We start from the raw sequence: 16,152 nt of genomic DNA, 5'->3' as shown, positions 1-16,152 counted from the left end.
AGCGAAAAAAATGCTAAAGCAGTTGATGTAGATACCTATCGCATCATACTTCTTTTCGGCATTCATACAAATCCCTCCATAGAATAAAAAGTTTGTTATGCCATATTTATTTACATCAGAATCTGTTAGTGAAGGCCATCCGGATAAAGTTGCGGATCAGATCAGTGACGCCTTATTAGATCATTTTCTTGCTTTTGACCCAGAAAGTAAAGTTGCTTGTGAGACCTTGGTAACTACCGGCCAGGTAGTTTTAGCGGGAGAAGTAAAAAGTGATACCTATTTAGATGTACAGAACATTGCTCGTGAAGTCATTAATAAAATAGGATATACCAAGGGTGAATACCAGTTTAGCGGAGACTCTTGTGGAGTTATTTCGTTGATTCATGAGCAGTCTCAAGACATTAACCAAGGTGTAGACCGTGGAGCAAAGGAAGAGCAAGGGGCTGGTGATCAAGGTATGATGTTTGGCTATGCAACCAGTGAGACCGAAAATTACATGCCTTTGGCGTTAGATATTTCACACAAGATTTTGCATACACTGGCAGAACTGCGTAGAGAAGGTGAAGAGATTTCATATTTAAGGCCAGATGCTAAAGCGCAGGTTACTTTAGAATATTCAGATGCCAATGAGCCACAGCGTATAGATACTATTGTGGTCTCCACACAGCATGATGCTTTTGATGCCGATGATGAAAAAATGTTAGCGAAAATAAAGTCTGATATTATATCAATTCTTATTCCAAGGGTGAAGGCACAATTGCCGGTAGAGACCCAAAAATTGTTCGATGATCAGATCAAATATCATATTAACCCAACAGGTAAATTCGTAATTGGTGGACCACATGGTGATACCGGATTAACGGGCCGTAAAATTATTGTTGATACCTACGGTGGTAAAGGAGCTCACGGTGGTGGTGCTTTTAGCGGTAAAGATCCAAGTAAAGTAGATCGTAGTGCGGCATATGCGGCACGTCATGCGGCAAAAAATTTGGTTGCTGCAGGTGTTGCTGATGAAATTTTGGTACAAGTGAGCTATGCGATCGGTGTTGTTGAACCCACGTCTATTTATGTAGATACCTACGGTACTTCTAAAGTTGGGTTGAGTGATGGTGCTATTGCAAGAAAGGTGGCTGAGTTGTTTGATATGAGACCTTTTGCCATTGAAGAAAGATTGAAGTTGAGAAGTCCTATTTATTTGGAAACGGCCGCTTACGGTCATATGGGTAAACAACCAAGAACTATTACCAAGGTTTTTGAATCGCCATATAACGGTCGTATTGAAAAAGAAGTGGAATTGTTCACCTGGGAAAAATTAGACAAAGTAGCAGAGATAAAATCTGCGTTTAGCATATAAGTATAAAGTGAAACCGTTTTGCACGGTTAGTGCTTACATATTAATGAATAAAAAATGCCTCGTATTTTACGGGGCATTTTTTTGTGCACTGATTTATGGAAAGATTGTAAAACATCAAGAATATTTGGGCTGTTTTTAAAGATTTTTTTTATAGTGGTTTTTGGTGCTCAATAATTCATACAAGCCAATTAACACCTCTTCACAACAAGATTATATAGTTTTACCACAAAATCTATTTTGTAGGAAAAGTATTACATATATTTGAATTGTAATTATTGGTGAATCCCCAAATTTTGCCAAGTTAGAAGATAAAGAAAATGTTAGTACTGTAAAAAAATTATCCATGTAAATACCGGTTGAAGTCCCAAATGTCTGCTTGTATTCCGCATTGTTAAAAAGAGTCTTTGTCTTTTAAAACCTATAAAAATATGAACTTAACCTACGAATGCCATGCTTAAAATGTCCCGTTTTCTCTTAGCTATTTTGCTATGTGTATTGTTCCAATCGTGTGCAAAAGATACAGACCTTATTTCTGAGTATGTAGTTTTAGATACCTCAAAATACGAATATCGTTCCGTAGAAATGAATCCGGAATTTAAAATTGAAAAATCTATAGAAAATTTAGAAACAGTTGTATTAATTCCTTTTTCTAATTAAATTTAGATCCAACTAAACACTATTTTAATGAAAGACCAACTACTAAAAGAGACCACCATTGAAGAATATAAAAGCGATTTTTTCACCGGCATTGTTATGCTAATGAGAAAGTTGTTTATGATTTAAATGCTTTTGCTTTTCTCAATTTCCTGTGTGAGAAGTACAGTGCCTATCCACCTATCAAAACTTTATTTTAATATTTCGTTCCCTGTAAATGTTATATTGCGGTCCAATTCTTCTTGCCTTGTTCTCATTTAAAAATGATTGACAGACAGCTAAAGTTAAATTAGCAATTTTCGGTTCAATTTTATTCCGTACAGTAGTAAACTTTCTTAGTTTTAAGATTTCAAACCTTTAAGACATGTCAAAGTTTACCATCAAACAGTTTTTTACGTTCATTTTACTAGCTACAGTACTTATTTCCTGTAGAAAAACAACACAAAAAGTAGCCAATGCTGAGGTTTCTGATACCTACGTAGAGGATAACTACACAAAAAAGGAAGTGGATATTGCCATGCGAGACGGTGTTACGTTACATACCACTATTTATTCGCCAAAAGATACTTCAAAAGAGTACCCAATTATAATGCAAAGAACCCCGTATAGTTCTCAGCCTTACGGAGCGGGTAATTTTAAATCAAAGATCGCGCCCAATATTCATATGATGCAAGACGGCTATATAGTGGTCTATCAAGATGTGCGCGGCCGTTGGTTAAGTGAAGGGCATTATGAAAATATGCGCGCCTATAATCCCAACAAAAAAACGGAGCAGGATATCGATGAAAGTTCAGATACCTATGATACTATTGATTGGTTGGTCAATAATGTAGAGAATAATAACGGTAATGTAGGTATTTGGGGAATTTCGTATCCTGGCTTTTATTCTACCAATGCCGTGGTAGATGCGCATCCGGCTTTAAAGGCAGCATCTCCACAGGCAAGTATTGCCGATTTCTTTTTTGATGATTTCCACCACAATGGCGCCTATTTATTGAGTTATTTTAGGGCTACTTCATTGTTTGGTACACCAAGACCAGATGGGGATAAGCCTATAGATACGGCTTGGTATACATTGCCGGATTTACCTACCGAAGATCAATATCAATTCTTTTTAGATGAAGGACCGTTAAAGAACTTAGATCGATTTTTTGAATACGAAACAGCCGATACCCCACGTATGGCAAATGAGGGTGTTACCGATGATTATTTTTGGAACGAACTTAAAGAGCATCCAAATTATGATGAAATGTGGCAGAGCAAGGGCTTGATCCAGCATTTAAAAGATGTAAAGCCAACAGTGGCCACAATGGTAGTTGCGGGCGAATTTGATGCGGAAGATTTATACGGACCGTTAGAAACCTATAAGAATATAGAAAAGTACAATGTCGATAATTATAATACCTTGGTTTTTGGACCATGGGATCACGGCGGATGGGCACGTAGAAAAGGTCAGAATACCGTAGGTAATTATTATTTTGGCGATGGTATTTCTGAATTTTTCCAAGAACATATAGAAACCAAATTCTTTGATCATTTCTTAAAAGGTAATGGTGATAAGAATAGCGGTTTGCCGGAAGCCTACGTTTTTGATACCGGTAGAAAAGATTGGAAAACCTATGATACTTGGCCGCCAGCAGGTGTCGTGAAAAAGGATATGTATTTATCTCCAGATCAAGAACTGACTTTTGAGCCAAAAGAAGTGGAAGAAGTAAAGTTTATCAGTGATATTAAAAAGCCGGTACCTTATTCAGAAGATATTAAAACGGTATTTACACCTAGAAAATATATGACCGATGATCAGCGTTTTGCAGCTCGCCGTGGTGATGTTTTGGTGTTTGAAACTGACGTAATGCAAGAAGATTTGACCTTGGCGGGTGATATTTTGGCGAAGCTAAAAGTTGCTACTACAGGTACCGCTGCAGATTGGATCGTAAAAATCATTGACGTACACCCAGCAGATGAACCTGCTTATGAAGGTATGCAAGATCACTTAAAAATGAGCAACTATCATTTAATGGTACGTAGCGAAGTGTTGCGTGGTCGTTTTAGAAATAGTTTTGCCAACCCAGAACCGTTTGTGCCAAATGAAAAAACAGATGTAACCATTAAGTTGCAAGATGTATTCCATACCATTAAGAAAGGGCACAAATTACAGGTACAAGTACAGAGCACATGGTTTCCGTTAATAGATTTAAATCCGCAAACCTATGTAGATAATATTTTTGAAGCTGAGGAGTCGGACTTTAAAACCCAAACACATACGGTGTTTACAGATTCAAGTATAGAGTTTTCTGTGTTGGAGTAAATTAGGATTTATTAAAAATGACTAATAAACTCTTTTACTAGTTTCTATATGCTTAGATATTGAATTCTTCAAAAATAAAACTACGAGAAATATATATTCCGTTTCTAATGGTATCATTAGGAACGGTTATTTCGTATTGTTTATTTCGGTGGGTTTTTGATATTAAATTAGGTCTATTACCCTTAAAAAAAGATATTCTTGATTTGTGGATGCCTATTATTCTGCCATGGATATCCGTTTTGATATGGTTAAGAAAAAGGATTAGATTATTACGAATTAGAGGAAAAGGCGGAGATGGTTATTTTGGTTATCAGTTTGCCATGGTTGCTGCAATAGCTGCACCTTTGGTAGTTAGTCAGGAATATGTTGATAAAATATCTTATGATTTAATTGAAGTAAATTATGTATCTGATATATCTAAAATTAAAGGAGGAAAGTATTTTAAAGTAAATTCATTTGATGTTGAGGATAATGCAAGCCTTTCCCATGTAACTGTTAGGACCACTGGGAAGTATAATGGAAGTTTAAATTTTAATCTGTTTTATGCTACACCTTTAAGAGGTTCTACTTCAGTTTGGCATTGTGTTGAATACAAAAGGACTATTAATAATAATTTAAGCAAGCAGAGAAAGAATTTAGAGTATTCAAAATTTTTGGATAGGTCTAGCAAGGAATTTAATACCTACAATTTCTATGCGGTTACTTATTTTGAAAAATTAGCTATTTCCAAAGAAAGAGATGGTTTTGTAAATGCTGTCGAAAAAGAATATCCTGGAGTTAATGCGAATAATCAAATATTCTTAGCTCCTAAGATTGTTGCGTTTAAAAATGAAAATAACAATTCACTTAGGAACACGGTAGTTGCTTTTCTAATAGGAGCGTTAATTATTTTGATTATGATTATTTTACCGAAAATAGACAAGAATGAGTTAAATAGATTTAAGCGAAATAAACCATTAAAGGATGATGATTTCAAAGATTTTCTTGAATTTTTGAATCCGATAGGAGCGTACAAAGGTGGTGCTGTCCTTATATTTTTAAATATTATTGTATTCTTAGTTATGATATTTATAGGTCTTGATTTTGTTTCTCCAACTACTAAAGAGTTACTTGATATTGGTGGAAATCGAAGACAAGAAATTTCAAATGGTGAATATTGGCGTTTATTATCATCAAATTTTATTCATATTGGTGTTTTTCATTTATTCCAAAATTTACTCGGTTTAGTCTTTAGTATAGTTTTTTTAGAAAAATTAATTGGCTACATGAAGTTTATTTTGGTTTATATTGTTTGTGGAATTTTTGCCAGTTTAGCAAGTATTTATTGGCACGAGGATGTTGTAAGTGTTGGTGCTTCGGGTGCTATATTTGGTTTGTTCGGTGTAATGCTGGCTTTCGCTGTATTTAAAATTTTCTCAGATTATATGAGAAAATTTGTAGGGATATTTTTAGGTCTAGTTATTGGATTAAGCTTGTTGTTTGGTATAGTTAAATCGGTGGATAATGCAGCGCATATTGGTGGATTGATAAGTGGTTTTGTGATAGGGGCTATTTTTGTTTTTGCAAATAAGGAGCAGTTGAGAATAAAGGAGAAGAAAGAATTTTAATCTATATGATAATTCGGTTTACAGTTTTTCCTCTTTAAATTAGCCTTACTTTTATTAACAACCAACAACCAACAACCAACAACCAACAACCAACAACCAACAACAACGAACAACAACCAAAATGAAAAAACTAATCCTAACCGCTGCAGTCCTACTTTTCTTGCTGCCATTTAAGACTAAGGCGCAAAAAAGCAATGCTAAAAAGCCCAATATCATTTTCATCATGTCAGATGATCATGCGTATCAGGCCATAAGCGCATATGATGATAAATTGTTGCAAACACCCAATATTGATCGCTTGGCAAAAGAGGGCATGCTGTTTACCAATGCCAGTGTTACTAACTCTATTTGTGCGCCTTCTCGTGCAACCATATTAACAGGCAAGCACACTCATATCAACGGGAAAGTGGATAATTATTTTCCGTTCGATACTACACAGGTGACCTTTCCGCAAATCTTTAAAAAGAATGGGTATAAAACGGCGATGTTCGGTAAGCTTCATTTTGGCAATAATCCAAAAGGGGTAGATGAGTTTATGATCTTGCCGGGTCAAGGGCACTATATTAATCCAGATTTTATAGTTACCAATGGTGATACCATAACCAAGCAAGGCTATGTTACCGATATCATAACAGATGTATCACTAGATTGGTTGAAAGAAGAAGCGTCCAATGACGAACCTTTTATGATGATGTACTTGCACAAGGCACCGCACAGACCGTGGTGGCCAAGACCGGATAAGTTCAAGGAGTTCACGAAAAAAACCTTCCCGGAGCCAGAAACGTTATTTGATGATTACAGCAATAGAGGGTCGGCGGCAAAGACGGCAGAAATGAATTTGTTGACACACATGATGTATAGTCATGATAGTAAGATCAGACCGGAAACCTTGGCTAAAATGGAGGGTAAGGTTTTACCGGTAGTGGAGGAATTTCCCAATAGTTTTTACGGTCCGTATAACCGTGCAACGGCAGAGCAAAAAGCATTGTATGATCCGGTGTTAGATTCCATCAATGATTTTTTCTACAACAATTGGCCAAAAATGAACGATACCGAGAAAATGAAATGGAAGTATCAGCGCTATATGCAAGATTATTTGGGTAGTATTTCTTCGGTAGATGATAATGTAGGTCGCTTATTGGATTATTTGGATGAAAGCGGATTGGCGGAAAACACCATAGTGATCTATACCTCTGATCAAGGATTTTATTTAGGGGAACACGGTTGGTTTGATAAGCGATTTATTTATGACGAATCGTTCAAAACTCCTTTATTAGTGCGTTGGCCCAATGTAGTTGAACCGGGGGCGGTAGAAAATGAAATGGTACAGAATTTAGACTTTGCACAGACAATGTTAGAAGCTGTAGGCATCACGTCGCCTAGTGATATGCAAGGCGAAAGTTTAATTCCCTTATTGAAAGGCGAAAAAGAAAAATGGACTAGAGATGCCGTGTATTATCAATATTACGAATATCCATCTGTTCATATGGTAAAGCGTCACTATGGTATTGTGAATAAGGAATTTAAATTGGTACATTTCTACTATGATGTTGATGAGTGGGAGTTGTATGATAGATTGAAGGACCCAAAGGAAATGAATAACGTCTACAACGACCCTGCCTACGCAGATACCGTTAAAAAATTAAAGAAAGATTTAATTGCGCTTCGTAAAAAATATAAAGACTCCCCGGAGCAAGATCAGATGTATATAGATAAATATAAGAGCGCAGGGATGATTGAGTAGTTGATCGTTTCTAGTTTCTCGTTGTTCGTTTATAGTAAAATGTCAGTACGAGTGCTCTTAAACTAATTTTTCTTTAGGTTAAGAGTGTATCGAGAACAGGTTTGGGACACGTGTGCTTCTCGATACAATTTTTCCTCCCAAAAAAGGTATTAAAAACCACTCAGAGTGATATTAATTTTAAGTCGAAAAGAAGTTGATTTCATAAAGTATTTTGTCAGCTCAAGTATTTTGGGCGTAGAGTATCTGAGTCCCAAAATGTATCGAGAATATTGTAATTGAACAAGTGTTCCATTGCTTTTAAGCCTTCAGAAAACTAACAACAAGACCAAGAATTATATATTTTTCATAAAATACTAGGTTTTTAAATTTTTCTGCCTTTATATTTGTAGTTCAAAGTTCACACACGTATTGAATAGTTATCAAGAAAGGTGGAGGGATTAGACCCTTTGAAACCTTAGCAACCCTTTGTTCCATACAAAGAAGGTGCTACATTCTACCCTTAGGGGAAGGATAACAGTAATCGATTTTCTCGATATTACTTTCTTATAACTTTTTGATTTTACTTACTCACATTTTTATGTGTTTAAGTTGGGCTTTTTAATTATTAAAATAATTTTTAAAAACAACAAAATCATGAGTAATCACAAATTAGCAACAAACGCATTACACGCAGGTCACGACACCACTACAAATGGAGGTACAAGGGCAGTGCCTATTTATCAAACATCATCGTATGTATTTAATGATACCGATCATGCGGCAAACTTATTTTCTCTTAAAGAACTTGGGTTTATTTACACACGTTTAAACAATCCTACTAATCAAATTTTACAAGATAGATTAGCCGCTGTTGAAGGTGGTGTTGGGGCTGTGGTCTTTGCATCTGGTACTGCTGCCATTTCTACAGGTTTATTGACCTTGTTAAAAGCGGGCGATCATATTGTAGCATCCAGCAGTTTATACGGAGGTACCTTTAATTTATTGAATGTTACCCTACCAAGATTCGGCATTACGACCACCTTTGTAGACGCATCTGACCCAAAGAACTTTACCGATGCCGTGCAGGATAATACAAGGGCATTCTTTGTGGAATCTTTAGGGAATCCGAAATTGGATGTGTTAGATCTGAAAGAAATCTCAAAGGAGTCTAAAGCAGCGGGAGTACCTTTTATAGTAGATAATACGGTAGCTACCCCTTCATTGTTAAACCCTATTGAGCACGGTGCCAACTTGGTCATTCATTCATTGACAAAATATATTGGTGGTCAAGGAACGTCCTTAGGTGGCGCAATTATAGATGCCGGTACGTTTGATTGGACTAACGGAAAATTCCCTGAATTTACGGAACCATCTGCAGGTTACCACGGTTTGGTTTATAGTGAGGCATTAGGTGCGGCAGCATTTACCTTTAAATTGATACTGGAAGGTTTACGTGATTTTGGTGGGGCATTGAGTCCGTATAACGCCTTCCAAATTATACAAGGTTTAGAGACTTTGCCGGTACGTATAAAGCAACACAGTGCAAATGCATTGGAATTGGCTACTTGGTTAGAAGGAAGGAAAGAAGTGGCTTGGGTAAATTACCCAGGATTAAAGAGCAATAAGTACTATGACTTGGCACAAGAGTACTTGCCAATAGGTCAAAGCGGATTGGTTACCTTTGGTATCAAAGGAGGTTTTGAAGCGGCTAAAAAGGTTACCGATGCCACTAAGATATTTTCTTTACTTGCCAATATTGGTGACACCAAATCATTGATTATTCACCCGGCAAGTACTACCCACCAGCAATTAACCGCAGAGCAGCAAGAAGGTGCAGGTGTAGGGCAAGATTTAATTCGTTTGTCGGTAGGTCTTGAAGATATAGAAGATTTAAAAGCAGATTTAGAGCAGGCATTTGCCAGTCTTTAAATTAGATAAGGTAAAAGCTGAAACCACCGATCACTGAGCGTAGCCGAAGTGATCGGTGGTTTAAGAAAAAAAGAATATTGGTGGCGGCTGAGCCTAGCCGAAGTCATTGAATGTTCAAGAATATATTATTTACATGAGGTGGCTGAGCGCAGTCGAAGCTCAGCCACAAATTGATTTTGAAATAGATGTTACATCAACTACAGATTAAAAAATACAAGGCCCTAAGCGGTAGTGTTCAAGATATTCAATTATCGTATCAGGTATTTGGAAAAAAATTACATACTGCACCCATTATATTGGTGAACCATGCATTAACGGGCAATTCTAATGTTACCGGTGAAAATGGTTGGTGGTCTGCCTTGATCGGAGAAGAAAAGTGTATAGATACTAACAAGTACACTATTTTGGCATTCAACATTCCGGGTAATGGGCATGATAAGTTTGTAATAGAGAACTATAAGGATTTTGTAGCCGGTGATGTAGCTAGAATATTTTTATTGGGTCTACAGCAGTTAAAGGTAGAACGTTTGTTTGCATTGATCGGTGGATCTTTAGGTGGCGGTATAGCATGGGAAATGGCAGCATTGCACCCAACGCTGACAGAACATTTGATTCCTGTGGCATCTGATTGGAAATCGACCGATTGGTTAATAGCCAATTGCCAAATACAGGAACAGTTTTTAGTGAATTCTAAACAACCCGTGCATGATGCCCGTATGCATGCCATGCTATGTTATAGGACTCCGGCTTCCTTTAAAGAACGATTTAAACGAAGTACCAATGAGGAGCTTAAGGTTTTTAATGTAGAAAGTTGGTTAATGCACCATGGCGATAAGTTACAAGAGCGTTTTCAATTGTCTGCGTATAAGTTGATGAATCAATTGTTAAAGACCATTGATGTAACTAGGGATGGTGATGAGAATTTTATAAAGCTACAAAATAGCGATACCAATATTCATATTATCGGGGTAGATTCGGATATGTTCTTTACTGCCCAAGAAAACAAAGATACCTTTAAGCAATTGGCGCAGGCAAAGAGTAATGTGACCTATGGCGAAGTACAATCGTTACATGGGCATGATGCCTTTTTGATCGAGTTTGATCAAATGGAAAAATTGCTGACCGGTATTTTTAATACCAACGGTAATATCAAGAAGATCAAAATCTTAAAATTCGGTGGTAAATCGTTAAGCAATGGCGAAGGACTTGAGCGTGTATTGGATATTGTTACACAAAAGGTCAAAAACAATGAGAATGTAGCCATGGTGGTTTCCGCAAGGGAAAAGGCTACAGATCAGCTAGAGGATATGCTTGAGAAAGCAGCCAAGGGAAAAGATTATAGGTCAGATTTTGAAGCGTTGGAAAAGTATCAAAAACATACCTATTCCAACGTAAATCTATCTGCCGAATTCAAGGGCTTGGCAAAGCTGTATGAAGGAGTTTCCTTGTTGGGAGATTACAGTGCCAAAATAAAAGATGAGGTTTTGGCGTATGGCGAGTTGATCTCTGCCAAACTGGTAACCAAACTATTGATCGGTAAAGGGATCAATGCCAAACTTGTAGATACACGTGAAGTCATTAAGACCGATGATACCTTTGGTGACGCCAAGGTGCTTGAAAATGAATCCAAAGAATTGGTGCTTTTAAAATTTGCTGAAATTCCGAGTGATACGGTAGCGGTAGTAACCGGTTTTATAGCCTCTACAATGGAGAACGAGACAACTACTTTGGGTAGGAATGGTAGTAACTATTCCGCCGCATTATTGGCTAATTTCTTAGATGCCGAAGAATTACAGAATTACACTCATGTTGATGGTATTTATACGGCAAACCCTGATTATGTACCAGAGGCGAAAAGACTGGCGAACCTGTCTTATGAAGAAGCAAACGAGCTCGCCAATTTTGGAGCTACCATTCTACATGCCAAAACCATAATTCCCTTAATAGAGAAGAACATTCCGTTACGTATTTTAAATACCTACAATGATGATAATGAGGGTACTTTAATAAGTGCCAAATCCAGTAAAGAAGGTATAAAGTCGCTCTCGGTAATAGAAGATGTTGCCATGATTAATATAGAAGGTCGTGGTTTGTTAGGGAAAGTAGGTGTAGATGCCCGTATTTTTAAAGCCTTACAATCTAGCAATATTAGTGTGAGCATTATTTCCCAAGGATCATCTGAAAGGGGAATAGGTCTTGTGGTGAAAAAGGATAAGGCAAAAAGGGCAAAGCTGGCATTGGAAAATGAGTTTAGCAATGACTTTGAATCCAAAGATGTAAATATGATTACGGTGATGGATGATGTATCTATCATATCTATCGTAGGTCAAGATTTAAGTACTTTTCACAACCCGTTCAATGCATTGATCAAAAACCAGATCGTGCCGTTGTTGTTCAATAATACGGTATCTGGCAAGAACGTAAGTTTGGTGGTAAAGAAATCAGATTTGCATAAGGCTGTCAATGTTATGCACGGTCAGGTATTCGGCATCAGCAAGAAAATTAATATTTTGATTTTCGGTCACGGTAATGTAGGCGGTACGTTAATAGAACAAATTTTAAAATCGGCAAAGTCCATAAAAGAGCGTAAGAAATTAGACCTAAGAGTATTTGGAATTGCAAACTCTAAAAAGATATTGTTGAATGAAAAAGGCATTGCCAAGAACTGGAAGACACAACTAGAGCAGAAAGGAAAACCGTATAAGATTGATGATGTCTTTGAATTTGCAAAGCGTCACCATTTAGAGAACCTTATTGTAATAGATAATACGGCAAGTAAAGATTTTGTTGCCAACTATTTTGAATTTGTAGAGCATGGTTTTGATATTGTGTCATCGAACAAAATTGCCAATACCTTGCGTTACGATTTTTATCAGTTACTGAGGGAAGAATTGCAAAAAAATCAAAAGCAATATCTGTATGAAACCAATGTAGGAGCAGGTTTGCCATTGATTGATACCATTAAGTTGTTACATTTATCCGGAGAGAATATAACAAGGATAAAAGGCGTTTTCTCAGGTTCTTTAAGTTATATTTTCAATACATTCTCAGAAGTGGATGTACCTTTTTCATCGATTTTGAAAGATGCAATGCAAAAAGGATTTACGGAACCAGATCCACGTGAAGACCTTTCTGGAAATGATGTTGGGCGTAAATTATTGATTTTAGCACGTGAGCTAGATTTGCATAATGAGTTTGCAGATATCAATATTGAAAACCTGATACCTAAAAAACTGCAAGATGGTGAGGTAGATTTCTTCTTACAGCATTTAGAAGTGTTGGATACCAAGTTCAATGAAATTAAGAAGAACCAAAAGCCAGATCATGTATTGCGTTATGTAGGTGATCTGCATGGCAATCTTCAGAAAGAAAAAGGAGTGTTAGATGTTAAATTGGTCTCCGTTCCAAAAGAAAGTGCCCTGGGGCAAGTAAAAGGGTCAGATTCCATTATAGAGATATATACGGAATCTTACGGGGAAAATCCGTTAGTAATACAAGGTGCAGGTGCAGGCGCTGCAGTAACCGCAAGAGGTGTCTTTGGTGATATATTACGAATTGCGGAGAAAGGATGACTTCGGCTCCGCTCAGTCACCGCGTACCAATATTTGTTAGGTAAAAGGCTGGCAGCTGAGATAGCTGAATCCAAATAATAGTAATAAAAATAAGTAATTTTAATGTTGGTGGCTGAGCGTAGCCGAAGCCAATAAATGATAATTGAATGTCAGGATTCATGTATATTTTGGAATGTTCAGACGGAAGTTATTATACTGGTAGTACAAAAGACTTAGATAAAAGAATAGTAGAACACCAAGAAGGTAAAGGGGCTAATCATAAAAGATTAAGATTACCTGTGAAGTTGGTTTATGTAGATGAGTATTTAAGAATTGATTCTGCATTTTATAGAGAGAAACAAATACAAGATTGGAGAAGAGAAAAGAAAGAAGCATTAATTAATGGGGAATTAGGTAAGTTGCCAGGTTTGGCAGAATGCCAAAATGATACACATTATAGATATTTTAAAGAATAATAAAATGTCAATTCGGCTGAGCGTAGCCGAGATTAGGTGGCTGAGCGTAGCCGGTGCCAAATAATGTGAATAAGAGTAAATTAGTTAGTTTAGGTGGTTGAGCGTAGCCGAAGCCAAAAAGTAAAGAAATGAAAAAGAACAACAATAAATTTGAAACGAACGCAATACGTACACAATTAAAACGAAGCGAAAATTTGGAGCATTCCGTTCCATTATATTTGACCTCTAGTTTTGTATTTGAAGACGCTGAAGATATGCGTGCTTCGTTTGCCGAGGAAAAAGATCGTAATATATACTCAAGATATTCTAACCCAAATTCATCTGAATTTATTGATAAGGTTTGTCAAATGGAAGGTGCGGAGAGCGGATTTGCTTTTGCATCGGGTATGGCAGCGGTATTTTCTACATTGGCAGCATTGTTAGATAGTGGAGATCATGTGCTATCGGCAAGAAGTATTTTTGGTTCTACGCATTCGTTATTTACCAACTTTTTTCCAAAGTGGAATATTGATCACACATACTTTAAAATAGATGCCTTAGAAGAAATAGAGCGTTTAATTACTCCGAAAACAAAAATCATCTATGCGGAAACACCTACCAATCCAGGTGTTGATGTGTTGGATTTGGAGGAATTGGGTAAAATTGCCAAAAAGAATAATCTAATTTTAATCATAGATAATTGTTTTGCATCACCTTACTTACAACAGCCTATTAAATTTGGGGCGGATTTGGTCATACATTCCGGTACCAAACTAATGGATGGTCAAGGTAGGGTTTTGGCTGGTATTACCGTAGGTAGTGCAGATTTGATGGATAAAGTATATCGATTCTCACGAATTACCGGTCCGGCACTTTCACCTTTCAATGCTTGGGTGCTTTCTAAAAGTTTAGAAACACTGGCAATAAGAGTTGATAGGCATTGTGATAATGCTTTAAAGTTAGCCGAATATTTAGAAGCGAGCGATAATGTAAATTGGGTAAAATATCCATTTTTAAAATCGCACCCTAAATATGAAATTGCAAAAAAGCAAATGAAAGCGGGTGGTTGTGTAGTAGCCTTTGAAGTTAAAGGCGGTTTAGAAGCGGGTAGGGAATTTTTCGATTCCATTAAACTATTGTCCCTTTCTGCCAATTTAGGAGATTCAAGAACTATTGTTACGCATCCGGCATCTACAACGCATAGTAAATTAAGCGTAGAGGAACGTGCTGCAGTGGGCATATCAGATGGTACGGTCAGAATTTCTGTAGGTCTGGAACATATAGACGATATCATAGCGGATATTGCTCAAGCTTTAGACTAAAAGATATAGTGATTAAAACAAAAAGCCCGGTACGTACCGGGCTTTTTGTTTGTTTTATATAAGGTGGGTTATTTTGTTAATGTCATATTATAAGTTGCACTAACGCTAGTTGTAGCACCAAAGAAATCTACAGTTTCATCCACTTCATATCGTAATGACATTTTACCATCTGTAAGTTCTGTAATGGTAAAGCCTACTTCTTCATCACCAGTGCCAAAATATAGGATACTGCCATCTAGTCTCCATTCATCACTTTCAAAAAAGTCTTCACCGGTTTCTTCTTCAGTTGATGTTTCTCCCATAACCGTAGTGGTAATCACTGTGGTGTAAGAACCTTCACTGGTTACTATGTTGGGGTTTTCTGAAAAAGTAACTACGGTATCAAAATCTTTACCAACTGCGGTGAAAGTAGTGGGTATAGAAGTGCCGTCAAAATTAGTATCTGATCTACCATCTTTTGTTTCTAGGGCGGTCAGGTTCCAGGTGCCCGTAATTTGAGATTCACTGGCGTTGGTAACAGCATCTTCATCGTTAGAGCATGATAAGAACACCAAAGTAAATGCACTTAAAAGTGTAGATAACAATATTTTTTTCATGATTTGAATTTTTAGGTTGCCCAGTATTAACGCTAAAATTGTCGTCTTAAGTATTTCTCCGATATTTTATTATTTGGCTATCTTAGCATCATGCTCTCGAAAAAGACAAAATATGGTTTAAAAGCGCTTTCTTATTTAGCGGCGCAAACAGACAAGCAACCTGTTCAAATTTCAGAAATTGCTGAGAAGGAGAATATCTCCCAGAAATTCTTGGAAAGCATTTTGCTAAGTTTAAGAAAAACAGGTTTTTTAGGCTCTAAAAAAGGTAAAGGGGGCGGCTATTATCTTTTAAGGTCACCCGAAGAGATTTCAATGACCGATGTTATGAGAGTGCTTGAAGGTCCTATAGCGATGGTGCCATGTGTTAGCCTTAATTTTTATGAGACCTGCGATGATTGTCCCGATGAAAACACATGCTCCGTACATAAATTAATGTTGCAAGTGCGTGATAGTGCCTTAGAGGTATATAGAAGCAATACTTTAAAGGATATCATTTCTTAGCGTTCAAAATTCATTCATTTTTTAGTTTACTGGAATTCAATATGTTGCGAAATATTAAATTTTTGCGTCCATTTGTTAATAATCTACTAAATCTATAGGGTAATGGAAATTTATCTGAATTTTTGGCGACTACTTTGAAAATATATACTATT

The 16,152-nt window shown here is 36.8% G+C and carries 11 protein-coding genes and 1 riboswitch; of the genes, 10 read left to right on the top strand and 1 reads right to left on the bottom strand.

All coding sequences use genetic code 11. The features are described 5' to 3' along the window. Positions 1 to 97 precede the first annotated feature (97 nt). The 9 genes from metK to YQ22_RS04285 all read left to right on the top strand — a co-directional run bounded on the left by metK (position 98) and on the right by YQ22_RS04285 (position 14,903). Positions 98 to 1,354 (top strand): methionine adenosyltransferase, encoded by a 1,257-nt coding sequence (metK, locus tag YQ22_RS04325; protein ID WP_071340196.1) that lies wholly within the window; start codon positions 98 to 100, stop codon positions 1,352 to 1,354. 450 nt (positions 1,355 to 1,804) lie between these two features. Then, positions 1,805 to 2,011, top strand: coding sequence for a hypothetical protein (locus tag YQ22_RS04320; protein WP_071340195.1), 207 nt, complete (start codon positions 1,805 to 1,807; stop codon positions 2,009 to 2,011). Positions 2,012 to 2,372: 361 nt separating this feature from the next. Then, a complete protein-coding gene (locus tag YQ22_RS04315; protein WP_198033511.1) occupies positions 2,373 to 4,316 on the top strand; it encodes a CocE/NonD family hydrolase in 1,944 nt (647 codons plus the stop codon). A gap of 107 nt (positions 4,317 to 4,423) precedes the next feature. Then, complete coding sequence (locus YQ22_RS04310) at positions 4,424 to 5,923, top strand: rhomboid family intramembrane serine protease (RefSeq protein ID WP_083414189.1); 1,500 nt, start codon at positions 4,424 to 4,426, stop codon at positions 5,921 to 5,923. A gap of 121 nt (positions 5,924 to 6,044) precedes the next feature. Beyond that, positions 6,045 to 7,667 (top strand): sulfatase family protein, encoded by a 1,623-nt coding sequence (locus YQ22_RS04305; RefSeq protein WP_071340193.1) that lies wholly within the window; start codon positions 6,045 to 6,047, stop codon positions 7,665 to 7,667. Between the two features lie 413 nt (positions 7,668 to 8,080). After that, a riboswitch (SAM riboswitch) is annotated at positions 8,081 to 8,184 on the top strand. A 116-nt stretch (positions 8,185 to 8,300) separates the two neighbouring features. After that, a complete protein-coding gene (locus YQ22_RS04300; RefSeq protein WP_071342498.1) occupies positions 8,301 to 9,575 on the top strand; it encodes an O-acetylhomoserine aminocarboxypropyltransferase/cysteine synthase family protein in 1,275 nt (424 codons plus the stop codon). A gap of 185 nt (positions 9,576 to 9,760) precedes the next feature. After that, a complete protein-coding gene (gene thrA / locus YQ22_RS04295; RefSeq protein WP_071340192.1) occupies positions 9,761 to 13,147 on the top strand; it encodes a bifunctional aspartate kinase/homoserine dehydrogenase I in 3,387 nt (1,128 codons plus the stop codon). A 146-nt stretch (positions 13,148 to 13,293) separates the two neighbouring features. Continuing rightward, a complete protein-coding gene (locus YQ22_RS04290) occupies positions 13,294 to 13,602 on the top strand; it encodes a GIY-YIG nuclease family protein (RefSeq protein ID WP_071340191.1) in 309 nt (102 codons plus the stop codon). Between the two features lie 128 nt (positions 13,603 to 13,730). Further along, entirely contained in the window at positions 13,731 to 14,903 is a 1,173-nt protein-coding gene (locus tag YQ22_RS04285) for a trans-sulfuration enzyme family protein (RefSeq protein ID WP_071340190.1), read from the top strand. 68 nt (positions 14,904 to 14,971) lie between these two features. Here YQ22_RS04285 and YQ22_RS04280 read toward each other — a convergent pair whose 3' ends face one another. After that, positions 14,972 to 15,499 carry a hypothetical protein gene (locus tag YQ22_RS04280; protein ID WP_071340189.1) on the bottom strand — a complete coding sequence of 176 codons (528 nt, stop codon included), beginning with the start codon at positions 15,497 to 15,499 and terminating at the stop codon, positions 14,972 to 14,974. 90 nt (positions 15,500 to 15,589) lie between these two features. Between YQ22_RS04280 and YQ22_RS04275 the strand changes: the two genes are divergently transcribed. Further along, positions 15,590 to 16,000 carry an RrF2 family transcriptional regulator gene (locus YQ22_RS04275; RefSeq protein ID WP_058105314.1) on the top strand — a complete coding sequence of 137 codons (411 nt, stop codon included), beginning with the start codon at positions 15,590 to 15,592 and terminating at the stop codon, positions 15,998 to 16,000. Positions 16,001 to 16,152 lie beyond the last annotated feature (152 nt).

The sequence above is a fragment of the Maribacter sp. 1_2014MBL_MicDiv genome (assembly GCF_001865655.1).
Lineage (GTDB): Bacteria > Bacteroidota > Bacteroidia > Flavobacteriales > Flavobacteriaceae > Maribacter > Maribacter dokdonensis.
The sequence above is the reverse complement of the archived record's forward strand: the minus strand, read 5'-3'. Positions and strand labels throughout refer to the sequence as shown.

Coding starts and splice junctions, on each gene's coding strand:
- YQ22_RS04290 (WP_071340191.1), top strand. CDS start 13,294: ATGTCAGGATTCATGTATATTTTGGAATGTTCAGACGGAAGTTATTAT.
- YQ22_RS04310 (WP_083414189.1), top strand. CDS start 4,424: ATGGTATCATTAGGAACGGTTATTTCGTATTGTTTATTTCGGTGGGTT.
- YQ22_RS04280 (WP_071340189.1), bottom strand. CDS start 15,499: ATGAAAAAAATATTGTTATCTACACTTTTAAGTGCATTTACTTTGGTG.
- YQ22_RS04275 (WP_058105314.1), top strand. CDS start 15,590: ATGCTCTCGAAAAAGACAAAATATGGTTTAAAAGCGCTTTCTTATTTA.
- YQ22_RS04315 (WP_198033511.1), top strand. CDS start 2,373: ATGTCAAAGTTTACCATCAAACAGTTTTTTACGTTCATTTTACTAGCT.
- YQ22_RS04300 (WP_071342498.1), top strand. CDS start 8,301: ATGAGTAATCACAAATTAGCAACAAACGCATTACACGCAGGTCACGAC.
- YQ22_RS04305 (WP_071340193.1), top strand. CDS start 6,045: ATGAAAAAACTAATCCTAACCGCTGCAGTCCTACTTTTCTTGCTGCCA.
- YQ22_RS04320 (WP_071340195.1), top strand. CDS start 1,805: ATGCTTAAAATGTCCCGTTTTCTCTTAGCTATTTTGCTATGTGTATTG.
- thrA (WP_071340192.1), top strand. CDS start 9,761: ATGTTACATCAACTACAGATTAAAAAATACAAGGCCCTAAGCGGTAGT.
- metK (WP_071340196.1), top strand. CDS start 98: ATGCCATATTTATTTACATCAGAATCTGTTAGTGAAGGCCATCCGGAT.
- YQ22_RS04285 (WP_071340190.1), top strand. CDS start 13,731: ATGAAAAAGAACAACAATAAATTTGAAACGAACGCAATACGTACACAA.